Origin of the sequence: Stutzerimonas chloritidismutans, from assembly GCF_020783375.1 — a bacterium.
Classification (GTDB): domain Bacteria; phylum Pseudomonadota; class Gammaproteobacteria; order Pseudomonadales; family Pseudomonadaceae; genus Stutzerimonas; species Stutzerimonas kunmingensis.
Map to the genome: position 1 here is coordinate 191965 of NZ_CP086067.1, position 25090 is coordinate 217054.

At 65.3% G+C, this 25090-nt stretch carries 19 protein-coding genes; 13 read left to right on the plus strand and 6 right to left on the minus strand.

The genetic code is table 11. The features are described from left to right. Positions 1-19: 19 nt before the first annotated feature. Both LLJ08_RS00975 and algB read right to left on the minus strand, forming a co-directional pair. Positions 20-1807 (minus strand): KinB sensor domain-containing domain, encoded by a 1788-nt coding sequence (locus LLJ08_RS00975; protein WP_228207980.1) that lies wholly within the window; start codon positions 1805-1807, stop codon positions 20-22. After that, the gene (algB, locus tag LLJ08_RS00980; RefSeq protein ID WP_228207981.1) at positions 1804-3150 is read right to left on the minus strand and encodes a sigma-54-dependent response regulator transcription factor AlgB; all 1347 of its coding nucleotides are present in this window, start codon (positions 3148-3150) and stop codon (positions 1804-1806) included. Before algB ends, LLJ08_RS00975 begins: the two co-directional genes overlap by 4 nt. A gap of 313 nt (positions 3151-3463) precedes the next feature. On the opposite strand from algB, the gene LLJ08_RS00985 reads away from it, so the two are divergent. The 4 genes from LLJ08_RS00985 to LLJ08_RS01000 all read left to right on the plus strand — a co-directional run bounded on the left by LLJ08_RS00985 (position 3464) and on the right by LLJ08_RS01000 (position 6230). Then, entirely contained in the window at positions 3464-3895 is a 432-nt protein-coding gene (locus LLJ08_RS00985; protein ID WP_228207982.1) for a PA2169 family four-helix-bundle protein, read from the plus strand. 179 nt (positions 3896-4074) lie between these two features. Continuing rightward, positions 4075-4311 carry a hypothetical protein gene (locus LLJ08_RS00990; RefSeq protein ID WP_003303271.1) on the plus strand — a complete coding sequence of 79 codons (237 nt, stop codon included), beginning with the start codon at positions 4075-4077 and terminating at the stop codon, positions 4309-4311. A gap of 109 nt (positions 4312-4420) precedes the next feature. Beyond that, positions 4421-4591: a DUF1328 domain-containing protein gene (locus LLJ08_RS00995; protein ID WP_003282841.1), complete on the plus strand. Its 171-nt coding sequence runs from the start codon at positions 4421-4423 to the stop codon at positions 4589-4591. Positions 4592-5000: 409 nt separating this feature from the next. Continuing rightward, the gene (locus LLJ08_RS01000) at positions 5001-6230 is read left to right on the plus strand and encodes a nucleoside recognition domain-containing protein (protein WP_228207983.1); all 1230 of its coding nucleotides are present in this window, start codon (positions 5001-5003) and stop codon (positions 6228-6230) included. A gap of 110 nt (positions 6231-6340) precedes the next feature. Here the strand turns inward: LLJ08_RS01000 and LLJ08_RS01005 are convergent, their stop codons facing one another. Next, entirely contained in the window at positions 6341-8893 is a 2553-nt protein-coding gene (locus LLJ08_RS01005; protein ID WP_228207984.1) for a TRAP transporter permease, read from the minus strand. A 119-nt stretch (positions 8894-9012) separates the two neighbouring features. Next, entirely contained in the window at positions 9013-9978 is a 966-nt protein-coding gene (locus LLJ08_RS01010) for a TAXI family TRAP transporter solute-binding subunit (protein ID WP_014818672.1), read from the minus strand. A 610-nt stretch (positions 9979-10588) separates the two neighbouring features. On the opposite strand from LLJ08_RS01010, the gene LLJ08_RS01015 reads away from it, so the two are divergent. The 5 genes from LLJ08_RS01015 (at position 10589) to LLJ08_RS01035 (ending at position 18526) form a co-directional block, all read left to right on the plus strand. Then, complete coding sequence (locus LLJ08_RS01015) at positions 10589-12172, plus strand: methyl-accepting chemotaxis protein (RefSeq protein WP_228207985.1); 1584 nt, start codon at positions 10589-10591, stop codon at positions 12170-12172. A 297-nt stretch (positions 12173-12469) separates the two neighbouring features. Then, entirely contained in the window at positions 12470-12634 is a 165-nt protein-coding gene (locus LLJ08_RS01020; RefSeq protein ID WP_014818674.1) for a hypothetical protein, read from the plus strand. A 123-nt stretch (positions 12635-12757) separates the two neighbouring features. Further along, a complete protein-coding gene (locus tag LLJ08_RS01025; RefSeq protein ID WP_042928209.1) occupies positions 12758-14344 on the plus strand; it encodes a methyl-accepting chemotaxis protein in 1587 nt (528 codons plus the stop codon). Positions 14345-14475: 131 nt separating this feature from the next. Beyond that, positions 14476-16398 carry a sensor domain-containing diguanylate cyclase gene (locus LLJ08_RS01030; protein WP_046617466.1) on the plus strand — a complete coding sequence of 641 codons (1923 nt, stop codon included), beginning with the start codon at positions 14476-14478 and terminating at the stop codon, positions 16396-16398. A gap of 208 nt (positions 16399-16606) precedes the next feature. Beyond that, positions 16607-18526 carry a sensor domain-containing diguanylate cyclase gene (locus LLJ08_RS01035; protein WP_228207986.1) on the plus strand — a complete coding sequence of 640 codons (1920 nt, stop codon included), beginning with the start codon at positions 16607-16609 and terminating at the stop codon, positions 18524-18526. 14 nt (positions 18527-18540) lie between these two features. Here LLJ08_RS01035 and LLJ08_RS01040 read toward each other — a convergent pair whose 3' ends face one another. Beyond that, positions 18541-19941, minus strand: coding sequence for a sensor histidine kinase (locus tag LLJ08_RS01040; protein WP_090520740.1), 1401 nt, complete (start codon positions 19939-19941; stop codon positions 18541-18543). After that, positions 19934-20605: a response regulator gene (locus LLJ08_RS01045; RefSeq protein ID WP_014818677.1), complete on the minus strand. Its 672-nt coding sequence runs from the start codon at positions 20603-20605 to the stop codon at positions 19934-19936. Before LLJ08_RS01045 ends, LLJ08_RS01040 begins: the two co-directional genes overlap by 8 nt. Positions 20606-20786: 181 nt before the next feature. Between LLJ08_RS01045 and LLJ08_RS01050 the strand changes: the two genes are divergently transcribed. The 4 genes from LLJ08_RS01050 (at position 20787) to LLJ08_RS01065 (ending at position 25089) form a co-directional block, all read left to right on the plus strand. Continuing rightward, entirely contained in the window at positions 20787-22049 is a 1263-nt protein-coding gene (locus LLJ08_RS01050; RefSeq protein ID WP_041015072.1) for an OprD family porin, read from the plus strand. Positions 22050-22076: 27 nt separating this feature from the next. Beyond that, positions 22077-23051 (plus strand): Bug family tripartite tricarboxylate transporter substrate binding protein, encoded by a 975-nt coding sequence (locus tag LLJ08_RS01055; protein WP_221103559.1) that lies wholly within the window; start codon positions 22077-22079, stop codon positions 23049-23051. Positions 23052-23129: 78 nt separating this feature from the next. Next, on the plus strand, positions 23130-23573 hold the full coding sequence (locus LLJ08_RS01060) for a tripartite tricarboxylate transporter TctB family protein (RefSeq protein ID WP_023443992.1): 444 nt from the start codon (positions 23130-23132) through the stop codon (positions 23571-23573). 1 nt (position 23574) lies between these two features. Beyond that, entirely contained in the window at positions 23575-25089 is a 1515-nt protein-coding gene (locus LLJ08_RS01065) for a tripartite tricarboxylate transporter permease (protein ID WP_041015074.1), read from the plus strand. The last annotated feature ends 1 nt before the right edge of the window (position 25090 follow it).

The window sequence follows — 25090 nt, forward strand, 5'->3', positions numbered from 1 at the left end:
GGCCTCCTCGATGGCGCTGTCAGATCGGCAGCGCAACGTAGAAGATGGTGCCGTGGCCGATCCGTGAATGCACGCCGATACGCCCACCATGCAGCTGAGCGATTTCCTTGCATAAGGCAAGGCCCAGTCCGGCACCGCCACGGCGGCGACCGATCTGCACGAACGGCTCGAAGATGCGCGCCTGCTGGCTGTAGGGAATGCCTTCGCCGTTGTCCTCGACGCTGAGGATCATCCGCTCGCCGTGGTGCCGCGCCAGCAGCCGAACCTCGCCGCCCTTGGGCGTGTGGCGCAGGGCATTGCTCAGCAGGTTGTCCATCACCCGCTCGATCTGCTGGCGGTCGAGCATCAGCGTCGGCAGCGGCTGCTGCAACTCCAGCTTGAGCTGAACCTCCTGCTCGGCGGCGTTGACCTCGAAGCGTTGACGCGCGGCCTCGAGCAGTTCGGGGATGTGGCACTGCTCCAGCTCCAGCTTCTGCTGGCCACTTTGATAGCGCGAGAAGTTGAGCAGGTCATTGATCAGCCGGACCAGTCGCTGCATTTCCTCGTGTACGGTGTCGAACAGGTCCGACTCGCGGCTGCCGGCCGGGTAGCGCAGGCGTTCGCGCAGCAGGCTGAAGGCCATCTGCATGCCGGTGACCGGCGTGCGCAGCTCATGGGAGGCCCGCAGCACGAACTCGTTGCGCACCCGTTCGAAGGTGCGCTGATCGGTGACGTCGTGCAGCACCATGACCGCACCGCTAATGCTGCCATCGTGGTGGCTCACCGGGCTGATGCGCCAGGCCAGCAGGCGGCGTTCGCCGTCCGCCTCGATGATCAGGTCTTCGGGTGGGTCGGACAGTGGTTTGTCGTCCAGCACCTGCCGCGCGGCATTGTCCAGGTCCGGGTAGCCGAGCGCTTCGCCGAGGGTCGAGCCGAGATGCTCGTTCTCCCAGGCCAGCTGCCGCTGGGCGACCGGGTTGGCGTGCTCCAGGCGTCCGTCGCGGTCGACGATCAGCAGGCCGTCGTCGATGCTATCGAGCAGTGCCTGCAGACGCTGCTGGCCGTTGACCAGCGCCTCCACGTTGGTCTGCTTGAACTCGTGCAGCGCCTGAGCCATCAGGCCGAAGCGGCGGCTCAGCGAGGACAGCTCCGCGATGTGCGGCGTCGGCAGGGAAATGTTGAAGTCGCCGCGGCCGATCTGGTCGGCGGCGGCGGACAGCCGTTCGATCGGTTCGCCGAAGCGGCGGGCGAAGCTGTGTGCGGTGATGAAGCCGATCAGCAGTACCGCGATCGCCGTCAGGCCCAGCAGGCCGGCGAGCAGCGACGCCCGGTCACGGCTGCGCAGCTCGGTATCGCGGATCTTGTCGTAAGCCGTGCGCTGCATGTCGGTCATCAGGCTGCGCACCTGATTGAAGGCCTGGCTGAGTGGGTTGTCCCCCAGCAGGGTCAGGTTCTGGTTGCTGGTGGCATCGACCTGCTGCAGGAAGCTGGCGTAGGCGCTGGCGACGGCCTGGAAAGCCTGCCGGTCGGTCTCGTCGCTGGCTTCGGCGATACCGCGCTCGAGCGTCTGCTGAAACGATTGGCTCAGCGGTTCCAGGGCCTCGCTGCGACCGCTGTCGGTAAGCATCACGATCAGGTGGTTGCCCAGTGTCTGCCGCAGCTGTTGATTGATCTCGATGATGGCGAAGTTGTTGCGGATCAGCTGTTCCTGGCTCTTGGCCATCTGCATGACGCTGACCAGCGCCAGCAGCAGGCCCAGCAGCGCAACCGTCATCAGCGCGGAGAAGCCGAGAAACAGGCGGGTCCGCAGCTTCATCTGGAGTTTCATAGGCCGTACTGCTTGCGTTTTCGGTAGAGGGTCGAGGCATCGATACCCAGGATGCGCGCTGCTTGATCCAGGGTGTCACTGGTGCTCAGCACGCCGGCGATATGGGCTTTCTCCAGCGCCTCCAGGCTGAGCGGCTCACCGATGCGTGGCGCGTTGCTGCCTACCTGTTCGCCCAGTCCGAGGTGGCTGACTTCGATCATCTGCTGCGGGCAGATGATGCTCGCCCGCTCCACCACGTTGCGCAGTTCACGCACGTTGCCCGGCCAGCGGTAGGTCTTCAGTGCGGCCACCGCCGCATCGCTGAAACCGCGCGCTGGCCGGCCATAGTTCTTCACGAACGAGGCAAGGAAGCGTTCAGCCAGGGTCAGCACGTCCTCGGGGCGCTCGCGCATGGGCGGCAGGTTGAGGGTGATGACATTGAGGCGATACAGCAGGTCCTCGCGGAACTTGCCCTCGCGCACCATTTCTTCGAGGTTCAGGTTGGTCGCCGCGAGGATGCGCACATCGGCGCGGCGGGTGACCGGGTCGCCGACCCGCTCGTACTCCTTGTCCTGGATGAAACGCAACAGCTTGGGTTGCAGCGCCAGCGGGAAATCACCGATCTCGTCGAGGAACAGCGTGCCGCCGTCGGCCTGGTTGACCCGGCCCAGCGTGCTCTCCGTCGCGCCGGTGAAGGCGCCGCGGTTGTGTCCGAACAGCTCGCTTTCCATCAGGTCGGCGGACAGCGACGGGCAGTTGATGGTGACGAAGGCCTTCTTCGAGCGCCGGCTCCAGGTATGAATGGCACGAGCCAATTCACCCTTGCCGGTGCCCGATTCGCCGAGGATGAGGATGTTGGCGTCGGTGTCTGCCACCTGCCGCGCGGTTTCCAGCACGGCCATCATCGACGGGCTGTGCGAACCGAGGGCGTCGCTGCGCTGCTTCATCTCGCCTTCCAGCGCTTCCAGTCGGGCCGCCATCTGCCGGACTTCCAGCTGCTTGGCGGCGGACAGGCGCAGCTGTTCCGGGCTGCATGGCTTGAGCAGGTAATCCGCGGCGCCGGCCTGCATGGCGTCCACGGCGGTGTCGACAGCCGAATGGGCGGTGACGATGACCACGCGCATCCACGGCGCGAGCAGGCGCATCTGTTGCAGTACGTCCAGGCCGTTGTCTTCGCCGAGTCTCAGGTCGAGGAAGCACAGGTCGAACACCTGACGCTGCAGAATGGCCTCGGCCTGTGCCGCGCTGGCGGCAGTCATGACCGTGTAGCCGCGGTCCTCTAGGCAGTAACGGAAGGTACGCAGGATCGCCGCTTCGTCATCCACCAGGAGGATGCGTCCGCCGTTGTCCGTCGTTTGGTCCATGGATGCTCCCATCAAAAGGCGAATCGGTCGCTGAAAAATGCTTCGGATTATGGTGTGTCGGGCACCTGGCGGCGCCGTTGCGTTGCTGGCGAGACCTTTAGTCTATGAAAAGTCTTGCAAGTTGCACGGTATCGGCAAGGCTTTCCTGCATGCTGCACTCCGACGCCTTCAGTGGCGTCGCCCAAGTGGCTGATTTGGTTACCGCTGGCGCTTGCGCCGGCCTGGCATGCGGCTTGCGACCCTGATGAAAGGGGCGTCACTTCCCGTCGAGCGGGCGTGTGGCGTATCTGTCGCAATCCATGCAGGAGGTGTCATGAATCATTCCATGAATCAGCTCAACGAGCTTATCGAGATCACCCGCGACGGGCAGCGTTTCTACCAGCATGCCGCCGACGAAGTAAAGGACGTCGAGTTGCAGCACCTGTTTCGCGACCTGGCCCAGGCCAAGACGCAGATCATCCAGGCGCTCAGCGTAAAGGTTGCGGCCAGCCATGAGCACCCATCGCAGGGCGGGACGCTGACCGGCCGGATGCGCGAACTCTATGCCGACACGCGATCACGCATCGGCGACCACGACAGGGCCTATGTCGACCAGCTGGAGCAGACCGAAGCCAACATTCTGCATGCCTTCGAGGATGCCGTCGGCGATGCCGAGCCGGACGTCAGGGCATTGCTCGCCATAGAGCTGCCCAAGCTGCGTACCTGCCATGAGCGCATGCGACAGCTGAAGGAGGCCAGGCATTAAGCGTTCGTGCAAAACGCCCGGCGTTGCCGGGCTGCTCATGCAATTTGAGTTGCCGGGACGCTGGGCGTAATCGCTAAGATGTTGATTTATAAGGTTTTTAAATTGTAATGCGGGCTGGCACGGCGCCTGCAATATTCCCTTCAACGAAACGACGTCGCCACGCTTAGAAGGAGTTGAGGATGAATCGCCAAGCCCGCTTTTCATTGGCCAGCAAGGGGTTCCTCTCTGCTGCGGTAGTCATGCTGATCATGGGTGCCGAGCGCCCACTGTCGCAACCGCTCAGCCAGGCGCAACAGAATTCCGCGGAACGAATCGGCATGTATGACGCTCAACCTATTGAGCTCATGCGGACCGGCCAAGAGCCGCAGACCATCGACTATCGCCAGGCGCCGTCTGAACAGCGCTGGGTATTTTGAGCAACGAAGGGGACGTGCAAGCGAATCAGCAGGGATGCTTAACACACTCGATGCCGATCGCACTGACCGATCCGCTGAGAACCGTTCCTGAAACAAGAGGAGTCACACCATGCTGAGTTGGGCCATTACCTTCCTGATCATCGCCATCATCGCTGCGGTACTGGGCTTCGGTGGTATCGCAGGCACTGCAACGGGGATCGCCAAGATCCTGTTCGTGGTCTTTCTGGTTCTGTTCGTAGCGTCGCTGATCTTCGGCCGCGGCCGCGGTCCACGCGTGTGATGCAATCGATGGCCGCCCGCAAGGGCGGCTGATTGAGGAGTTGCAGCGGCATGGGATGCCAATTTCGCCGGGTCATGTTCGGCTTTCGAAGGTGATCCAGAGCGTGCGGGCCTAATCGCTCCGCGCGCTTCACCCCTCAGCGGGGGGAACCAGGGGGTCGGGTTGTTCTGCATTGCGGAGTGACCTAGGGGTACAGGGAGTACCTCCTTCATATAGGACCGGGTTCTGTGAAGCTGCGGCCGGGAGCGCCATCGCTCCCGGCATGCAGCAACAAATGTCTGATCCGCTTCATATCGTCTTGTCGCAGTCTTTCCACCTCATCGTTTCCTCTTGCCGTCTACTGATCTGCGGATGACCCGTGCGCGCCCGCACCGCTATCATCGCGTCCAGCTTTCGACGGGAGAACGACATGCTCAACGGCCTCTGGCTGGGCTTTTTTCTGATCGCCGCGGTTGCCGCCCTCGGGCGCTGGCTGATCGGTGGCGACCCTGCAGTGTTCGCCGCGCTGGTGGAAAGCCTGTTCGCCATGGCCAAGCTGGCCGTAGAAGTGATGATCGTGCTGTTCGGCACCTTGACGCTGTGGCTGGGATTTCTGCGCATCGCGGAAAAGGCCGGCCTTATCGAACTCCTGGCGCGTCTGCTCGGGCCATTGTTCCGTCGCCTGATGCCTGAAGTGCCGGCAGGCCATCCGGCGCTGGGACTGATCACCCTGAACTTCGCCGCCAATGGCCTCGGACTGGACAACGCCGCGACGCCAATCGGCCTCAAGGCGATGCGCGCGCTGCAGGAGCTCAACCCGCTGCCGACCGTGGCCAGCAATGCGCAGATCCTGTTTCTGGTGCTCAACACCTCATCGCTGACGCTATTGCCAGTGTCGATCTTCATGTACCGCGTACAGCAGGGCGCGGAAGACCCGACCCTGGTCTTTCTGCCGATCCTCCTGGCGACCAGTGCGTCTTCGCTGGCCGGCCTGCTGGCGGTGGCGCTGGTGCAGCGACTGCGCCTGTGGGATCCGGTAGTGCTGGCGTACTTCGTTCCCGGTGCGCTGCTGCTCGGTGGCTTCATGGCGCTGCTGGCCGGGCTGTCGGCGACCGCGCTGGCGTCGTTGTCTTCGTTGCTGGGCAACCTGACCCTGTTCGGTCTGATCATCGCCTTTCTGGTCGTTGGCGCGCTGCGCAAGGTGGCGGTGTATGAGGCCTTCGTCGAGGGCGCGCAGGAGGGCTTCGATGTCGCCAAGAGCCTGTTGCCCTACCTGATCGCCATGCTCTGCGCGATCGGCGCTCTGCGCGCATCCGGCGCGCTGGAGTTTGGTCTGGAAGGCATTCGCTGGCTGGTGGAGGCGCTGGGCTGGGACACGCGCTTCGTCGATGCCCTGCCGACTGCGCTGGTCAAACCGTTTTCCGGCAGCGCGGCGCGGGCGATGCTGATCGAGACCATGCAGAGTCATGGCGTGGACAGCTTCCCTGCTCTCGTGGCAGCCACGGTGCAGGGCAGTACCGAGACGACCTTCTACGTGCTGGCGGTGTACTTCGGTGCGGTAGGCATCCAGCGCGCGCGCCATGCGGTGGGTTGCGCGATAGTGGCGGATCTGGCGGGCATCATTGCCGCGATTGCCGTGTGCTACTGGTTCTTCGGCTGAGCCGAAGCCGCGCACTGCCCGGCTCCGAATCTGACGGGCGTTTATAGCGCTTAAAAAAGAAACCCCGACCACATGTACTGTGGCCGGGGTTTCTCTTGCAGCGACTGCAGTCAGCGCTGGCGGCGGCGCCGCTGCATCCAGACGATCAACCCGAACAGCAGGAAGCCCGGAATCCACATGAATTCCTTCGGCCAGCGATCGGTCGGTGCGCGAACGCGCAGGATCTGCTGGTCGAACTCCAGGCCCGCCTCGGCGGCCGGGCTGCCGAAGGTCACGCTATCGATCAGGACCTTGCCGTCGTCCTCGTACGTCATCAGGCCGATCTTCTCGAGCTTCTCTTCGCCGCTTCCGCCTTCCGGAATGGCCAGCAGCACGACGAACTCGCGCGGGTCGCCCACGTCATCCTCACCCAGTACGCGCAGGCGCAGCTGACTGTCTTCTTCCACCCGTTCCAGCGTCTCGACCAGCGCGGCTGGCTCGATGTCGCGATAGGGGTCGTGGATGATGTCCATCCAGAAACCCGGACGGAACAGCGTGAAGGCCACCAGCAGCAGCAACAGGCTTTCATACCAGCGGCTGCGCACCAGGAAGTAGCCCTGGGTGCCGGCAGCGAAAACCAGCATGGCGATGGTTGCGACGACGAAGATCAGCACGCCGTGCCAGAAGTCCACGTCGATCAGCAGCAGGTCGGTGTTGAAGATGAACAGGAACGGTAGCGCCGCCGTGCGCAGGCTGTAGTAGAAGGCGGTGATACCGGTCTTGATCGGGTCGCCCTTGGACACCGCCGCGGCAGCGAACGATGCCAGGCCCACCGGTGGCGTGACGTCGGCCATGATCCCGAAGTAGAAGACGAACAGGTGCACCGCGATCAGCGGCACGATCAGGCCGTTCTGCTGCCCCAGCGCCACGATCACCGGTGCCAGCAGGCTGGACACGACGATGTAGTTGGCGGTGGTCGGCAGGCCCATGCCGAGGATCAGGCTGAGGAAGGCCGTGAGCAGCAGCATCAGCAGCAGGTTGCCCATCGACAGCAGCTCGACCAGATCAGCCAGCACCAGGCCGACGCCGGTCTGCGACACGGCACCGACGATGATGCCGGCTGCGGCGGTGGCGATACCGATGCCGATCATGTTGCGCGCACCGGCGATCAGGCCCTCGCGCAGATCGACGACGCCATCCATGAAGGTGCCGTGCTCATGGGCGCCGTCCTTGCGCAGCATCGACAGCAGCGGCCGCTGGGTGAGCAGGATGATCACCAGCATCACCGAGCCCCAGAATGCCGACAGGCCGGGCGACAGGCGTTCGATCATCAGGCACCAGACCAGCACCACCACAGGCAGCAGGAAGTGCAGGCCGGAAAGCAGCACCGGACGCGTCTCCGGCAGATGCTCGAGCGGAGCGTCAGGATCCTCATGGGGCAGTGGCGGATTGCTTGCGGCAATCTTCAGTAGGCCCAGATAGACCAATGCCAGTAACGCGCCGATGACCCAAAGCGCGGAATCGCCAAGCGCCGGTTTCAGCCAGCCAAGGCCGTAATAGACGCCTAGGGACAGGCCGGAAATCAGCGCCGCGCCGAAGGCGAAACCAATCAGGCGCTGCATCCACGGCTTGGCGACGTTGGCCCGCGGCAATGCGGTGAGGCCGAGTTTGAGCGACTCGAGATGGACGATGTAGACCAGCGCGATATAGGAGATCAGCGCGGGAAGGAACGCGTGCTTGATCACCTCGACATAGGGGATGCCGACGTATTCGACCATCAGGAATGCCGCGGCGCCCATCACCGGAGGCATGATCTGGCCATTCACCGACGAGGCCACTTCCACCGCGCCGGCCTTCTCGGCCGAGAAGCCGGTGCGCTTCATCATCGGGATGGTGAAGGTACCGGTGGTCACCACATTGGCGATCGACGAGCCGGAGATCAGGCCGGTCATGCCCGAGGCCACGACCGCGGCCTTGGCCGGGCCACCGCGGAAATGCCCGAGCATGCTGAAGGCCAGCTGGATGAAATAGTGGCCAGCACCAGCACGTTCGAGCATTGCACCGAACAGCACGAAAAGAAAGACGAAACTGGTGGAAACGCCCAAGGCGATACCGAACACGCCTTCGGTGGTGATCCATTGGTGGTTGGCCAGCGCGGTGAAACTCACTCCGCGATGGGCCAGCAGGCCGGGCATCCAGGGGCCGGCGACGCTATAGACGAGGAACACCAGGGCAATGATCGCCAGTGGCGGGCCAAGCGCGCGACGCGTGGCTTCCAGCAGCAGCGGAATGCCTAGGCAGGCCGTGAGCAGATCCATGGTGGTCAGGTTGCCGGGGCGCTGCGCCAGTTGCTCGTAAGCGATGAACAGGTAGGCGGCGGTCGCGGCAGCGATCAGCCCCAGTGCTATATCGAACAGTGGCACGCGGTCGCGGGGCGACTTCTTGAAGGCCGGGTAGGCCAGAAACGCCAGCAGCAGCGCGAACGCCAAGTGGATCGAGCGGGTCTCGGTGTCGTTCAGCACGCCGAACCCGAGTACGAAGGGCAGCGGCGAGGCGATCCACAGCTGGAACAGCGACCAGAGCAGCGCCAGCCCGGCGATGACCGCGGCCATCGGGCCCTCGGGCAAGCGCGCACCGACATCCTGGGCGATCAGTTCCTCGGTGGACAGTTGTTTGTCTTGCATGAATTGAGGCCTGTTTTTTCAGGTAACGGAACCGCGAAAACCCGTGGCCATACGGCGCACGGGTTTTCGGCTAAGGCATCGACGTTCAGGGCCGTATCCGCGACGCGGCCCGCTGAGCCTTACAGCCAGCCGCGTTCCTTGTAGTAACGCTCGGCGCCTTCATGCAGCGGCGCGCTCAGGCCGACTTCGATCATCTCTTCCGGCTTGAGATCCTTGAATGCCGGGTGCAGACGCTGGAAGCGCTCGATGTTCTCAAACACCGACTTCACCAGCTGGTAGACCACTTCGGCATCGACCTTGGCAGTAGTGGACAGCACGGCCTTGCCACCGATGGACTGCGTTGGCTGATCGTTGCCCTTGTACAGGCCGCCAGGGATCTCAGCCTTGGTGTAGTAGCTCTTGGCAGCCAGCAGCTTGTCGATTTCCGGGCCGGTGATCGGCACCAGAACGGCATCGACGGTGGTGGTGGCTTCCTGGATGGCGCCATTCGGATGACCGACGAAGTAGGTCATGGCGTCGATGTTGTTGTCGCCCAGAGCGCTGGCCTGTTCGGCCGGCTTCAGTTCGGCGGCGAGGGAGAAGGCCGACTTGTCCCAGCCCTTTTCCTTCATGATTTCTTCGAGGGTGTCGCGCTGGCCAGAACCGGGGTTGCCGATGTTGACGCGCTTGCCCTTCAGATCATCCAGGCCCTTGATGTTGGCGTCGCGACGCGCCAGCACGGTGAAGACTTCGCTCTGCAGCGAGAAGACGGCACGGATGTCGTCCATCTTGCCTTCTTTCTCGAACGGCGCCACGCCTTCCATCGCCTTGTACTGATGGTCCGACTGCATGATGCCGAAGTTGAACTCACCGCTGCGCAGGCCGTTGACGTTGGCCACGCCGCCGCCGCTCGCCGGCGCGTTGCACTTGATGTTTTCCGCGTTGCGGTTGACGAAGCGGCAGATCGATTGCCCGGCAACGTAATAAACGCCGGTCTGGCCGCCCGTGCCGATGGTGACGAACTTCTCTTGCGCCTGTGCCACTGCGCTCAGGCCGGTTCCCGCCAGAGCAGCGGTAAAGATCCATGCCAAGGATTTGCCTTTCATGGATGCACTCCTTTTTTGGTTGTTTTCGGATTCCCGGCATCCCTTGTGAGTCTGCGCGGAACTTGAGTCTAGCAGGCGACCGCGTCGGTAACAGCCAGCGGACCTGCCATGTCGATCCGGGCAAGCGTCGCGTCCCATTGCTAGGACCGGACTACGGCAGAAGGGTTGCGCGTGAGGTGTCATATTTTTATGTACAAATACTGTACAAGCGGTATTATCTGTACAGCTTTGATGGCTTATTGATATGTTGCTTGGAAAAGCCGACCGGCGGAGTAGGACTTCAGTCGCATTGCCAGTCGAGACCGATGATATCAATCTGATATCAGTCTCCAGGCGAGGAGACTTGCTGATCGGACAGGACCACGGGCCTGCCGACTGAAGCGCCATCAGGGGCCATCCAGAGGGGTGGATCAATGCTGGCGCTTTTTTCGTGCCCGTCTTCGGCGCTACAAAACCGATACAAACGACCCGCTGGGCCGTCCGCAGCAAGGAGCGATCACCGCAGGGTGGCGATATTGGCAAAGAGTGCACGAGGTACCGAAAAGGTGCATCGACCGAGACGTCCGTGGCGGAGAAGAACAACACGCTTTGCCTTGTTCACGAGACCACCATGCGCATGAACCTGCCGGTCACTGGCCGCGACGTTTCCATCAGCGACACCGCCAATATTCTCTCCACCACGGATCTCAACGGTGACATCACCTATGTGAATCCGGACTTCATCAAGATCAGCGGCTTCGAGGAAAGCGAGCTGCTTGGTCAGCACCACAACATCGTCCGCCATCCGGACATGCCCACCGAGGCCTTCGCCGACCTGTGGTCGAGCGTACGGGGCGGCAGCTCATGGATGGGTATGGTGAAGAACCGCTGCAAGAACGGCGATCACTACTGGGTCAGCGCGTTCGTCACGCCGATCAGCCGCAACGGTCGGGTCGTCGAATACCAATCGGTACGCACCAAGCCCGCACCGGCTCAGATCGCAGCCGCCGAGCAGCTGTACGCGCAGTTGCGCGACAAGCGTCCACCGGTCGCGCTGCGCCGTGCACCGCTGAGCGCCCGCAGTCGCGTCGCGCTTCTGGCGGCGCTGGGTGCCGCGCCGTGCGTGGTCGGCGCGCTGCTGGCTGGAGCGGGTCTGATCGCTGCGCTGGCCACCGCCGCTGCCGCCGTGCTGGGCGCAGGTGCAATGGCCTATGTCGCGCTGGCGCCGCTGCAGCGCCTCGCCGAGCAGGCACGCAGGGTCGGTGACAACCCGGTGGGGCAGCTGGTCTATGCCGGCCGGCGTGATGAATTCGGCCAGATCGCCTTTGCCATGAAGATGCTGGAAACCGAGGCCGGCGCCATGGTCGGCCGTATCGGCGATGCCTCGCGTCAACTCAGCCAGCATGCCCACGAACTGCTCGGTGCGATGGACAGCAGCACGCAGAGCGCTGCACGCCAGCAAAGCGAAACCGATCAGGTCGCCACGGCGATCAACCAGATGGCGGTCAGCGTGCAGGAAGTGGCAAGCAACGCCCAGCGCACCGCCGAGGCAGCCAGCCGCGCGGACAGCGAAGCGGCGACCGGCACCGAGGTGGTCAACCGTACCGGGGCGGCCATCGGCCGACTGGCGCAGGACATCCAGCAAGCCGGTGACGTGATCCATGAGCTGGAGGCGCACAGCAATGACATCACCAAGGTGCTAGACGTCATTCGCGGCATCGCCGAGCAGACCAACCTGCTGGCGCTGAACGCGGCCATCGAGGCGGCGCGGGCCGGCGAGCAGGGCCGTGGCTTTGCCGTGGTCGCCGATGAAGTACGCAGCCTGGCATCGCGGACCCAGCAGTCGACCCAGGAGATCAACAGCATGATCGGGGCGCTGCAGGGCGGGGCACGGCAGGCGGTGGAGGTCATGCAGCGCAGCCGCGAGCAGGCCATGCAGAGCGTCGAACACGCGGCCCAGGCGGCGCGCTCGCTGCAGGGCATCAACAGCCGGGTCAACGAGATCAGCGCGATGAGCATACAGATCGCCGCGGCCGTCGAGCAGCAGAGCGCGGTCAGCGAAAACATCAACCAGAACATCGTCAGCATTCGCGGCGGCTCCGATCAGCATGTGGAGAGCGGCCTGCGCAGCCGGCAGAGCGCGTCGGGCGTCGCCGAGCTGGCGAGCAGCATGGAGATGTTGGTGCAGCAGTTCTGGACGCGGCGACGCGGCTGAAGGCTTGCCGATGCGCCGAAATGGTGCGTGCTGGAGAGGGCGCGGCGCATTGCCCGCGCCATCTGCGCCGGGCTTGTTACGCTGCGCCCGTAAAGGCAAAATGCCACTAGTTTCGCATGCTGCGAAAGCTGCTTTACCGCTCAGGACAACCGGACCTGATAGCTAAGGCGCCAGCCGTGACATTCCCTTGGGGGTGCACCACGGCTGGCGCCTTTTTTTTGGGCTCGTTTCGCTGCAAGGCGCGCCCTGACAGAGATCGGCACTCAACCTGCATGTGCTTGCACGAAAGATGAATCAATGCTGACCGAAGAGACGCTGCGCACTGCGCTGGAAGAAACCATTCAGGTACTGGAACGCACGCGCCGCTCGTTCAAATCGCGCGAGCTCGGCCAGCTGCGCCGGCGCCTGATTGAACTGCTCGAGCAACTGGAAACCGACACGGGAGAGAAGGGCGAGCGCTGATCGCCAAACCGTAACCGGCCCCCTGTACAAGGATGTCCGCCGCATCCATGCGAGCGCTGCCAACAGAAGCGGCGCCGAACCTGCCTCGCGTACTCAGACCCCATTTCCAAGGAAGATCTGTTTATGCGCACCAACCTCCCCGTCAACGACCGCGAAGTCACGGTCGGCGAGACGGCGAACATCCTGTCCACCACCGATCTGAACGGCACCATCACTTACGCCAATCCGGATTTCGTGGCGATTTCCGGCTTCAGCGAAGACGAGCTGCTCGGTGAGCCGCACAACCTCGTGCGGCACCCCGACATGCCCGAGGCCGCCTTTGCCGACCTCTGGCAAACGCTGCAGGCGAACAGGTCGTGGATGGGCATCGTCAAGAACCGCTGCAAGAACGGCGATCACTACTGGGTCAGCGCGTTCGCCACGCCCGTCGGCCGCGACGGCAAGGTCGTCGAATACCAGTCGGTGCGGACCCGCGCGCAGCCCGAACAGATTCGCGCCGCCGAGGCGCTTTACGCACGCCTGCGCGAGGGCCGTGCCGCAGGCGCATTGCGCGCTTCGCGGCTCGGGTTGCGTGGCCGGGTGGCGCTGCTGGCTGGCCTCGGCAGTGCCGCAGGCGCGGCGCTCGGCGCGTTGCTGCTCGGTGCGCCGCTGGCCGCCGCTGCCGCCGCGGTCGTTCTTGGCGGTGCGGTGGCCACTGGCTTGGCGGCGCTGGCGCTCGCACCGCTGACGCAGCTGGCGCGCCAGGCGCGACGCATCGGCCACAACCCGGTCAGCCAGTTGATCTACACCGGACGCCGTGACGAGATCGGCGAGATCGCCTTCGCCATGAAGATGCTGGAAACCGAAGCCGGCGCCATGGTCGGGCGCATCGCCGACTGCAGCCGCCAGCTCAGCAGCCACGCCCGCGACCTGCTCGGTGCCATGCATGGCAGTACCGAAAGCGCCTCGCGCCAGCAGCAGGAAACCGATCTGATCGCCACGGCGATTCGGCAGATGACCGCCAGTGTGCAGGAAGTCGCCCTCAACGCGCAGCGCACGGCCGAGGTGGCAGCCCGCGCGGACAGCGAAGCGGCTAGCGGCCGGGAGATCGTCGGCCTCACCGGCAGCAGCATCACGCGGCTGGCCGGTGACATCCAGCAGGCCGCCGAAGTCATTCACCAGCTGGAAAGCCACAGCCAGGAAATCAGCCGCGTGCTCGAAGTGATTCACAGCATTGCCGAGCAGACCAACCTGCTCGCGCTCAATGCCGCCATCGAAGCGGCGCGTGCCGGCGATCAGGGCCGCGGCTTCGCCGTGGTGGCCGACGAGGTGCGTCAGCTGGCATCGCGCACATCCAGCGCGACCACCGATATCCAGAGCATGATCGGCTCGCTGCAGGCCGGTGCGCGCCAGGCCGTGGACGTCATGCAGCGTAGCCGTGAGCAGGCGCAGCACAGCGTCAGCCATGCCGACCAGGCCGAGCATTCGCTCGGCGGCATCAACAGCCGGGTCAACGAGATCAGCGCCATGAGCAGCCAGATTGCCGCAGCGGTGGATCAACAAAGCTCGGCCAGCGAGGAGATCACCCAGAGCATCGTCAGCATCCGCGGCAGCTCGGACAATCACGTTGCCACCGGTCTGCACAGCCAGCGCAGCGCCTGCGGTGTCGCCCAGCTGGCCGATGGCATGCTCGAGCTGGTGCAACAGTTCTGGGCGCGGCGGCGGGCGTGATTGCTGCAGTCTGTCGCTTGCACGGGACAGACTGATATCAGAGTGGCATCATGCGCTCGTCGGCGCTTATTAAATGACGCCGGTTGGCTGGCACTTTGCTGGCCATTGCTGCGCCGACGAGGCATTTCCACATGATGCGCGCCTTACTGCTGATGGTCGCCTGCCTGACGTTGCTGCCCTGGACCGGCAACGCGATGGCGGCTGAGCCATCGCCGGTGCTGCAGACGAGGGGGGCGGCGACGCTGCAGGTTGGCGCAGTGGAATACCTGCTGGGCAGGCCGGACGCGGATTTCACCCAGATCGCCGCAGCGGATCTGCCCTGGCAGCGGCTGAACAAACCCAACCTTGGCAAACAGCGCGACGGCGCCTGGCTGCGCCTCCGGCTGCATAACACGGGCGACGCCGCGAAGCGCTGGTACCTGCTGCTGAAATGGCCGGTGCTCGACCGCGTCGCGGTGCGCCTGTACTACCCGGACAGCGACCGCTGGGGGCAATCCATGCTGGCCGGGGATGCCGTGGCACTGAGCAGCCGACCGCTGGCCGACCATCACTTCGTCTATCCACTCGAGCTGCCGGCGGGCGAGCGAGCGGTGGTCTATCTGCAGCTGCAGGCCAGGGAAACCCTCGCCCTGCCGCTGGAGCTGATCGACGAAAAGCAGCTGATCGAGGGCAAGCTTCGCGACGTCACGCTGGTCAGCCTGTTCTTCGGCGGCATCCTGGTGATCGTGCTGTACAACTGCAGCCTGCTGATCTTCACCCGCGACGGCAGCTACTTCCTCTACGTGCTTTACCTGCTCAGCGCGGTGTTCTACGTGCTGACCATTACCGGCTTCGGCCAGCTCTACCTCTGGCCGGAAATCCCCGAGCTGTCGGCACGCTTCTACGGCCTTTCCGCGGCGCTGTGCTTCTTCACGCCGATGCTGTTCGCCCTGCGCTTTCTCGGCATACGCCGCTATGGCGGCTGGGTCTGGGCGGTGTCCATCAGCCTGACCGGCTACTGGGGCGTGGCGGTGCTCATGCTGCTGCTGGCACCGACCCTGGCGCGCTATCTGTTCATGGACAGCGTCGCGCTGCTGCATTGCGTCGTGACCATGGCCGTGACGCTCAACCTGTGGATGCGCGGCAATCCGTCCGCGCGGCTGTTCAGCATCGCCTGGAGCACCTTGCTCGGCTTCACCGTGGTCAACCTGCTGGCGCTCAACGGCACCTTGCCACTCAACGCCTGGACGCTGAATGGCCAACTGATCGGCATGTTCGCCGAGTTCGTGCTGCTATCCATGGCGCTGGCCGAGCGCATCAACGTCGAGCGCAACCGGCGCATCGCCGCGCAGCAGCTGGCATTGCACGCCTCGGAATCGCTGGCCGAGGAGCGCGCACTCCGTTTGCAGGCCAAGCAGGAGGCGCTGGATCTGCAACTGCGCGCCAACGAGGTGCTCGAAGCGCGGGTGTACGAACGCACCCGTGCGCTGGAAGAAGTCCGCCACGGCCTGGAAGCCGCCAATGCCGAATTGATGCGCTTGAGCACCACCGATTCGCTGACCCAGCTGGCCAACCGCCGGCGTTTCGATCGTCTGCTGGACGAGGAAATCCGCCGCGCGCGGCGCGCCGGCAGCCCACTATCGGTGTTGCTCGCCGATATCGATCACTTCAAGCGGGTCAACGACAGCTACGGCCACCCCTTCGGTGACGAGTGCCTGCGCCAGGTCGCGGCAGTGCTCGCTGCCCACTGCCAGCGCGCCGGCGACGTCGCGGCGCGCTATGGCGGTGAGGAGTTCGTCGTCCTGCTGCCGGGGCTCGACGCCGAACAGGCCGTCGCCCTGGCGGAATCGATCCGCTGCACGATCGCGCACCTGCAGCTGCAGCATGGCGAACAGCCGGTGGCGCTGACCATCAGCCTTGGCGTCGCCACGCTGACCCCCTCGCTCGTCGCGCCGGCCGATCTGCTGGCGGCGGCGGATGCGGCGCTCTATCAGGCCAAGAACGCTGGTCGCGACCAGGTGGCTCTGGCCGCTGAGGTCAATGCTGGCGAGCAGACTCCGGCCCTCAACGCTTGAGCGGTATGAAACGGTCCTGCGCGAGGTCCGCGCGGCTCGCTGGCATGCCCTGAAAAAGGGGCCGCCCGCTGCGCGCCTAAATACAAAAAGTTACATACAATGACCCGCTTCAGGCTCCGGTCGCACGGCGGGGCCGCGCCGATACCACCACGTCCTTCCGAAGCGTTTCCGGCTCGATTCCGGCGGCGCTACCGGCCATGAGAAATCGATGCCGTTCAATGCACTGCTGATCCTGTGCTTCATGCTTCTGCTTGGTGCTGCGCCGGGCCGGGCTGTGGCCGAAGACAGCCTGATGATCGAAAGCCGGCACGCTCCCGGGCTGCAGGTTGGCCAACCGGAGTACGCGCTTGGCCGGCTGGAGTCTGGCTTCGACCAGGCACGCAGCGACGACCGGGGTTGGCAGCCGCTGCAGGTACCCAATCTGCTCCGCCAGCCAGCAGGCGCATGGCTACGATTCCCGGTGCACAACCTCCAGGCAAATGCCAGCAGCTGGTATCTGTTGCTCAAGTGGCCCGTGCTCGACCGCGTTACGCTGCGCGTCTACTACCCGCGGCAGGACCGATGGGGTGAGCCCATGGTCGCTGGCGATACGCTGGCGGTCAGTCAGCGGCCGGTGGTCGATCACAACCTGGTCTTCCCGCTGAACCTGCAGCCCGGCGAGCAGGCGGTGGTCTATCTGCAGCTGGAGGCCAGCGAGCTGATGGTGCTGCCGCTGGAGCTGGTCGACGAGACGAGCTTCATCGAGGGCAAGGTGCTCGATACGGCGCTGTTCAGCCTGTTCTTCGGCGGCATGATCGTCATCGTGCTGTACAACCTGAGCCTGCTGATTTTCACCCGCGACCTCAGCTATCTGCTGTACGTGCTGTATCTGCTCAGCGCAATGTTCTACGTCGGCACCATGAGCGGCTTCGGCCAGCTGGTGTTGTGGCCCGGCGCACCGCCGTTCTCGGCGCGCTTCTACACGCTGTCGGCAACCCTGTGCTTCCTTACTCCGCTGCTTTTCGTCGTACGCTTTCTGCAGGTTCGCCAGTACGGCGGCTGGGTCTGGCACATCACCTGGGTGCTGGGCTGCTACTGGATCACGGTGCTGTTGGCGGTGCTGCTGGTTCCGGAGCATGCACACTGGCTGTTCATGGAATACGTGGCGCTGCCCTACTGCCTGATCAGCCTGGCGGTGACGCTCACGTTGTGGGCCCGCGGCAACGTATCGGCGCGGCTGTTCAGCATCGCCTGGATAACGCTGCTGGGTTTCACCGTCATTCACCTCCTGGCGCTGTGGGGCTACATGCCACTCAATCGGCTGACGCTGCATGGCCAGCTGATAGGCATGTTCATCGAGTTCGTGCTGCTATCGATGGCGCTTGCCGAACGGATCAACCTGGAGCGCGATCAACGCATCGCCGCCCAGCAGCTGGCGCTGGAGACCTCGCGCAGCCTGGCCGACGAACGCGAGCAGCACCTGCAGGCCAAGCAACAGGCACTGCAGATCCAACAGCGTGCCAATGAAGAGCTGGAAACGCGCGTAGTGGCGCGCACCAAGGCGCTCGAGGAAGTCCGTCACGGTCTCGAGCTGGCGAATGCCGAGCTGCTCAGACTGAGCTCCACCGATCCGCTGACGCACCTCGCCAATCGCCGCCAGTTCGATCAGCTACTCGAAGACGAGGTCCGTCGCGGACGCCGCAACGGCACGCCGTTGACGGTCCTGCTGGGCGACATCGATCACTTCAAGCGAGTCAACGACAGCTACGGCCATCCGTTCGGCGACGAGTGCCTGCGCCGGGTCGCGGCGGTACTCCAGCAGCATTGCCAGCGAGCCGGTGATCTCGCGGCGCGTTACGGTGGTGAGGAGTTCGTCATCACGCTGCCGGCAACCGGCGGGCCGCAGGCGGTGCTGCTGGCCGAGCGGATGCGGCAGGATGTCGAGCGGCTTGAGCTCGACTGCGACGGTGAGCGCGTCAGCCTGACCATCAGCTTTGGCGTGGCTACGCTCGATCCGCAAGCCGCGGCGTCGCCGCTGGAGTTGCTCAGTGCAGCAGACCGTGCGCTCTATGAGGCCAAGCGCAGCGGGCGCAACTGCGTGGTCGAGGCCGCCGACCTCGGGCCGGATGGCGCGACCGTGTTTGCCTGAGGCGCGGCCGCCCCTCAGCTCTCGGCCGGTACGAAACGCACCCGCACCAGCAGGCCGCCGAGAGCGCCCTGATCCAGGCTGATCTCGGCGCGATGGGCGCGGACGATTTCGCCGACGATGGCCAGCCCGAGGCCGGCACCATGGCCGCCGGTGTCGCGGCGGTAGAAGCGCGCGAAGACGCGATCGCGCTCGGCGGCCGGAATACCCGGGCCGTCGTCCTCCACCTCCAGCACGGCGCCGTCGAGCACCCGCAGCACCACGTTGCCGCCGTCGCCGGTATGCGCCAGCGCGTTGTCCAGCAGGTTGCTCAGCAGTTCGCTGATCAGCGTCGGCTCGCCGTCGATCCATACCGGTGCCTCGGCCTCCAGCGCCAGGGCGACGCCGCGCTTGTGCGCCAGCGCGGCCATCGCCAGGCCCAGCTCGCGGGCCAGCTGCGACAGGTCCAGGCGCTGCGCGCCGCCTTCGGCGATGGATTGCGCGCCGCTTTCGATGCGCGCCAGCGAGAGCAACTGGTTGGCCAGGTGGATGACCTTGTCGGTGCTCTGTCCGGCGTCTTCCAGGGTGCTGCGCCAGACCGCCGGTTCGGCTTCGCGCAGGCCCAGCTCGATCCGCGCCTTGAGCGCTGCCAGCGGCGTGCGCAGTTCGTGGGAGGCATCGGCGATGAAGCGCGCCTGGCGTTCGAACTGCCCGCGCAGGCGCTCGGTGAATCCGTTGAGCGCCGCCACCAGCGGCCTCAGCTCGCGTTGCACGCTGATCAGCGGCAGCGGCCGCAGGTCATCCGGTGCGCGCTCCTGCACCGCTTCGCTGAGCTGCCCCAGCGGTCGCAGCGCGGCACTGACCGCCAGCCACACCAGCACCAGCGCGGCGATCGCCAGCAGGCCGACGCGCCACAGGGTGTCGGTCAGCAGACCGCGCGCCATGCGCTCGCGGGCGCCGAGGGTCTCGGCCACGCGGATCTCGGCGATGCCGTTGACCTCCGGCTCGCTGACCGGCTGCAGCAGGCTGACCAGGCGCACGCCCTGGCCCTGGAACTCGCCGTCGTAGAAGCGCGCCAGCGCCGGGTAGTCGTCGGTGCGCGGGACGTCGGCAGCGGGCGCCGGCAGGTTCTCGTAGCCGCTGACCAGGCGCCCCTGGATGTCCAGCACCCCGTAGTAGATGCGCCCGGCGCTGTCGTAGGCAAAGGTGTCCAGCGCCACGTAGGGCACGTTGGCGCGCAGCACGCCTTCATGGGTGACCAGGCCATCGGCGATGGCCCGGGCCGAGGCGAGCAGGGTGCGGTCGTAGGCGGTATCGGCGGCGGCGCGGCCGTTCCAGTAGGCGCTCAGGCCGCCGAACAGCAACAGCAGTGCGAGCAGGATCGCCAGCCGCCGCAGCAGCCGCGCGCGCAGGCTGCCGGCGAGCGCTTCCTCAGCCATCGAGCGCCTCGAGCAGGTAGCCGAGGCCGCGGAAGGTGACGATGCGCACCGGCTGGCCCTCGAGCTTCTTGCGCAGACGGTGGATGTAGATCTCGATGGCGTCGGCGCTGGCGTCCTCGTCCAGGCCGAATACCTGGGCTGCCAGCTGATCCTTGCTCATCACCCGACCGGGGCGGGCGATCAGCGCTTCCAGCACGCCCTGCTCGCGGGAGGTCAGCGTCAGTGGCTCGTCGGCCAGGCTGAAGCGCCGCGCATCCAGATCGTAGACCAGCGCGCCGCAACGCTGCTGGCGTTCGCCGCCGCCGACGCTGCGCCGCAGCAGCGCCTTGACCCGTGCTTCCAGCTCGGACAGTTCGAACGGCTTGGCCAGGTAGTCGTCGGCGCCGAGGTTGAGCCCATGCACGCGATCACTGACCTCGCCGCGCGCGGTGAGCATCAGCACCGGCAGCGTCTTGCCGCGCTCGCGCAGGCGCGCCAGCACCTGAAAGCCGTCGAGCCTTGGCAGGCCGACGTCGAGGATCGCCAGCGCGTAGTCCTCGCTGGCCAGCGCCAGGTCGGCGGCGACGCCATCGTGCAGCAGGTCCACGGTCCAGCCGGCGGCGCGCATTGCCTGCGCCACGCTTTCGGCCAGCTGGGGGTGGTCCTCGACCAGAAGAATTCGCATTGCCTGTCCTCTGCGATGGCGACGGAGCGCCAGTGTAGCGGCAGAACTTTCACGCCGCTGCTGGCTTTCAGCGCTGAAAGGCTGGCGAAAGCTTGACCGCCTAGGATCGCTCGCAGGTGGCTCGAACCACCACGCGCGGCGCATGCGCCGTCACAACAAAAACAATAGTGGAGATACCCCGATGCTGACTGCCGTCAGACGTTCACCCGCTCCTGCCCGTCTCGCCCTGGCCGTTGCCGCCGCCTCGCTGGCACCCATGGCCCAGGCCGCATTCATCGAAGACAGCAGCGCGACCCTGCAGACCCACAACATCTACCTGAACCGCGATTTCCGCGAAGGCAGCGGCCAGTCCAAGCGTGAAGAATGGACCCAGGGCTTCATCCTCGACGTCCAGTCGGGCTTCACCGAAGGCACCGTCGGCGTCGGCCTCGATGCCCTGGGCATGCTCGGCGTCAAGCTGGATTCCGGTGGCGGCCGCGCTGGCACCGACCTGCTGCCGGTGCACGACGATGGCAGCACGCCGGACGAGTTCAGCCGCCTGGGTCTGACCGCCAAGGCCAAGATCGGCGAGACCGAACTGCGCTATGGCTCGCACATTCCGGAGACGCCGGTAGTCAAGGCCAGCGACAGCCGCACGCTGCCGCAGGTGTTCGAGGGCGCTACCGTCACCTCCACCGATATCGACGGCCTGACCCTGACCGGCGGCCGCCTGGACAAGGTGATCGACCGCTCCTCGACCAACTCCCAGGACCTGCAGCTGAACAACAAGAACGGCCGCTTCGCCAGCGCCGCCGAGGCCGACCACCTGACCTTCGCCGGTGCCGAATACGCCTTCAACGAGAACCTCACCGGGCGCTACTACTACGGCGAGCTGGATGACGTGTACCGCCAGCACTTCTTCGGCCTGCTGGCGAATAAGCCGCTGAGCGACAACTCCGCGCTGAGTGCGGACCTGCGCGTGATGCTCAGCGACGACACCGGCGCGGCGAATGCCGGCAAGATCGATAACCAGGCCTGGAACGGCATGCTCGGCTACAGCCTGGGCGGGCACAAGGTCAGCGTCGGCTACCAGCAGATGCGCGGCGATACCGGCTACGCCTACATCGACGGCGGTGATCCGTTCCTGGTCAACTTCGTGCAGATCAACGACTTCGCCAACGCCGACGAGCGCTCCTGGCAGGCCCGTTACGACTACAACTTCGCCGCCATGGGCATCCCCGGGCTGACCTTCCTGACCCGCTACATCTCCGGCGACAACGCCGAGTACAGCGGCGGCAACAACGGCAGCGAGTGGGAACGCGACTTCGAGTTCAAGTACGTGGTGCAGAGCGGCCCGCTGAAGAACGTCGCGCTGCGCTGGCGCAACGCGATGTACCGCTCCGACTTCGCCCGCGACGCCGACGAGAACCGTCTGATCGTCAGCTACAGCCTGCCGATCTGGTAAACAGAACAAGAACGCGAGGACTACCCGATGAAAACCAGACTCCGCCGTTTCGCCCTGCTGTCGTCCTGCCTGCTGCTCTCGAGCCAGCTGCTGGCCGAACCCAAGCGCCCCGAGTGCATCGCCCCGGCCAAGCCCGGCGGCGGTTTCGACCTGACCTGCAAGCTGGCCCAGAGCGGCCTGAAGGACAGCGGCCTGCTCGAAGCACCGATGCGTGTCACCTACATGCCCGGCGGCGTCGGCGCGGTGGCCTACAACGCGGTGGTCGCCCAGCGTGCGGCGGAAGCCGGCACCATCACCGCCTTCTCCAGTGGCTCGCTGCTCAACCTCGCCCAGGGCAAGTTCGGCCGCTACGACGAGAGCGCCGTGCGCTGGCTCGCCGCGGTCGGCACTGATTACGGCGCCATTTCGGTACGTGCCGACGCGCCGTACAAGAACCTCGACGAGCTGATTGCTGCGGTGAAGAAAGACCCGGGCAGCGTGGTATTCGGCGCCGGCGCCACCATCGGCGGCCAGGACTGGATGCAGACCGCGCTGATCGCCCGCGCTGCCGGTGTCGATCCGAAGAAGCTGCGCTACGTCGCCTTCGAGGGCGGCGGCGAAACGCTCACCGCCATGCTCGGCGGCCATGTGCAGGTCACTTCCAGCGGCCTCGGCGAAGTCACCCCGCAGCTCGACGCCGGCAAGATCCGCATCCTCGCCGTGCTCTCCGACGAGCGTCTGCCGGGCAAGCTGGCCGACATTCCTACTGCCAGGGAACAGGGTTACGACATCAGCTGGCCGGTGATCCGCGGCTTCTACATGGGGCCGGAAGTGCCTGACGAGGACTTCAACTGGTGGAAGACCCAGTTCGACACCCTGCTCGCCGACGAGGACTTCGCCAAGCTGCGCGAACAGCGCGACCTGTTCCCGCTGTCGATGACCGGCGATGAGCTGGAGGCCTTCGTCAAGAAGCAGGTGCAGGACTACAAGGCGCTGGCCGGCGAGTTCGGCCTGGTCAAGTAACGCGAACCGGCCCGCGTTCGCGGGCCGCACGGTCGATCCGGCAGCTGCCGGATCGCCGAATCCCTGAGGTATCCCGTCATGTACGTACGTGTCTTCGCCGCGGCGTGGTTGCTCGCCTGCGCCGGCCTCGCCCTGCTCGCCTGGGGCTTCGAGGCGCCCTTTGCCTACGACCCGGTCGGGCCGCGCGCCTACCCGCTGCTGCTGCTGTTGCTGATGGCCTGTGGTGCGGCGTGGCTGCTGTTCAAGCCGCACGGTGAGCCGACGCCGGCGTTCGATCGGCCCAAGGCGCAGCGCGCCGTGCTGTGCGTGCTGGCCCTGCTGGCCTACGCGCTGCTGTTCGAAACCCTGGGTTTCGTCATCAGCACCGCCCTGGCCGGTTTCGCCCTCGGTCTGCTGTTCAACGGTCGCCTGTGGCCCAGCGTGATCAGCGGTGCGCTGCTTGGCGTGCTGCTCTACGGGCTGTTCGATTACCTGCTGGACGTGCCGCTGCCGCTTGGCCTGCTGCGTCTGCTGGAGAGCTGAAATGGAAACACTGAATTTCTTGATGCAGGGCTTCGATGTCGCCACGCGACCGACCAACCTGCTGGTGGCGCTGTTCGGCGCCTTCGTCGGCACCGTGGTCGGCCTCTTGCCGGGCCTCGGCCCGATCAACGGCGTGGCGCTGCTGCTGCCGCTGGCCTTCGCCCTCGGCCTGCCGCCGGAGACCGCGCTGATCCTGCTCGCCGCGGTGTACCTGGGATGCGAGTACGGTGGGCGCATCTCGGCGATCCTGCTCAACGTGCCGGGTGATGCCGCCGCGGTGATGACCACCCTCGACGGCTACCCGCTGGCGCGCCAGGGCAAGGCGGGCATCGCGCTGTCGCTGTCCGCGGTCAGCTCCTTTATCGGCAGCACCATCGCCACCTGCGGGGTGGTGCTGTTCGCCCCGCTGCTGGCCAAGTGGGCGGTGGCCTTCGGCCCGGCGGAGTACTTCGTGCTGATGATCTTCGCCATCGCCTGCCTTGGCGGCATGGTCGGCGACAAGCCGGTGAAGACGCTGATGGCCGCGCTGATGGGCCTGGCCCTGGCCACCGTCGGTGTCGATTCCACTACCGGCGTCTACCGCTTCACCTTCGGCAGCGTCAGCCTGTCCGACGGCATCCAGTTCGTCATCGTGGTGATCGGCTTCTTCAGCGTCAGCGAGATCCTGCTGATGCTGGAGAAAACCCACAGCGGGCAGAAGGCGGTGAAGGCCAGCGGCCGGTTGCTGTTCAACTTCAAGGAGTTCTGCCTGACCTTCTGGACCATGGTGCGCAGCGCCGTGGCCGGCTTCGTCATCGGCACGCTGCCGGGCGCCGGGGCGACCATCGCCAGCGCCATGACCTACATGAGCGAGAAGCGCATGGCCGGCGACAAGGGCCGCTTCGGTGATGGCGACCTGCGCGGCCTGGCGGCGCCGGAAGCGGCCAACAACGCCTCGGCCTGCGGCTCGCTGATCCCCATGCTGACCCTCGGCGTGCCGGGTTCGGGCACCACCGCGGTGATGATCGGCGCGCTGACGCTGTACAACATCACCCCCGGCCCGCTGCTGTTCGAACAGCAGCCGGACGTGGTCTGGGGCCTGATCGCTTCGCTGTTCATCGGCAACGTGATCCTGCTGGTGATGAACATCCCGCTGGTCGGCCTGTTCTCGCGCATGCTCGCCGTGCCGAACTGGGTGCTGGTGCCGGCGATCACCGTGATCAGCATGGTCGGCGTGTATTCGGTGCACAGCACCACCTTCGACCTGGTGCTGATGGTCGGCCTCGGCGTGTTCGGCTACTTGCTGCGCAAGCTGGACTTCCCGCTGTCGGCGCTGATTCTCGGCTTTGTGCTCGGCGAGATGATGGAAGACAACCTGCGCCGTGCGCTGTCGATCTCCAACGGTGAGCTGGGCATCCTCTGGGGCAGCCCGATCACCCTGGCGCTGTGGGCGCTGACCGTGGCGATGCTCGGCATGCCGGCGCTGCGCTGGTACCTCAAGCGCCGTCGCGGCAACGTGGTCGAGGCGCAGGCCTGAC

Excerpts from the sequence above, each read along its gene's own strand:
- LLJ08_RS01025 (WP_042928209.1), top strand. The coding sequence starts at position 12,758 with ATGCGCACCAACCTCCCCGTCAACGACCGCGAAGTCACGGTCGGCGAG.
- LLJ08_RS00990 (WP_003303271.1), top strand. The coding sequence starts at position 4,075 with ATGAATCGCCAAGCCCGCTTTTCATTGGCCAGCAAGGGGTTCCTCTCT.
- LLJ08_RS00985 (WP_228207982.1), top strand. The coding sequence starts at position 3,464 with ATGAATCATTCCATGAATCAGCTCAACGAGCTTATCGAGATCACCCGC.
- LLJ08_RS01035 (WP_228207986.1), top strand. The coding sequence starts at position 16,607 with ATGCCGTTCAATGCACTGCTGATCCTGTGCTTCATGCTTCTGCTTGGT.
- LLJ08_RS01040 (WP_090520740.1), bottom strand. The coding sequence starts at position 19,941 with ATGGCTGAGGAAGCGCTCGCCGGCAGCCTGCGCGCGCGGCTGCTGCGG.
- LLJ08_RS01045 (WP_014818677.1), bottom strand. The coding sequence starts at position 20,605 with ATGCGAATTCTTCTGGTCGAGGACCACCCCCAGCTGGCCGAAAGCGTG.
- LLJ08_RS01020 (WP_014818674.1), top strand. The coding sequence starts at position 12,470 with ATGCTGACCGAAGAGACGCTGCGCACTGCGCTGGAAGAAACCATTCAG.
- LLJ08_RS01065 (WP_041015074.1), top strand. The coding sequence starts at position 23,575 with ATGGAAACACTGAATTTCTTGATGCAGGGCTTCGATGTCGCCACGCGA.
- LLJ08_RS01000 (WP_228207983.1), top strand. The coding sequence starts at position 5,001 with ATGCTCAACGGCCTCTGGCTGGGCTTTTTTCTGATCGCCGCGGTTGCC.
- LLJ08_RS00995 (WP_003282841.1), top strand. The coding sequence starts at position 4,421 with ATGCTGAGTTGGGCCATTACCTTCCTGATCATCGCCATCATCGCTGCG.
- LLJ08_RS01055 (WP_221103559.1), top strand. The coding sequence starts at position 22,077 with ATGAAAACCAGACTCCGCCGTTTCGCCCTGCTGTCGTCCTGCCTGCTG.
- LLJ08_RS01010 (WP_014818672.1), bottom strand. The coding sequence starts at position 9,978 with ATGAAAGGCAAATCCTTGGCATGGATCTTTACCGCTGCTCTGGCGGGA.
- LLJ08_RS01005 (WP_228207984.1), bottom strand. The coding sequence starts at position 8,893 with ATGCAAGACAAACAACTGTCCACCGAGGAACTGATCGCCCAGGATGTC.
- LLJ08_RS01050 (WP_041015072.1), top strand. The coding sequence starts at position 20,787 with ATGCTGACTGCCGTCAGACGTTCACCCGCTCCTGCCCGTCTCGCCCTG.
- LLJ08_RS01015 (WP_228207985.1), top strand. The coding sequence starts at position 10,589 with ATGCGCATGAACCTGCCGGTCACTGGCCGCGACGTTTCCATCAGCGAC.
- algB (WP_228207981.1), bottom strand. The coding sequence starts at position 3,150 with ATGGACCAAACGACGGACAACGGCGGACGCATCCTCCTGGTGGATGAC.
- LLJ08_RS00975 (WP_228207980.1), bottom strand. The coding sequence starts at position 1,807 with ATGAAACTCCAGATGAAGCTGCGGACCCGCCTGTTTCTCGGCTTCTCC.
- LLJ08_RS01060 (WP_023443992.1), top strand. The coding sequence starts at position 23,130 with ATGTACGTACGTGTCTTCGCCGCGGCGTGGTTGCTCGCCTGCGCCGGC.
- LLJ08_RS01030 (WP_046617466.1), top strand. The coding sequence starts at position 14,476 with ATGATGCGCGCCTTACTGCTGATGGTCGCCTGCCTGACGTTGCTGCCC.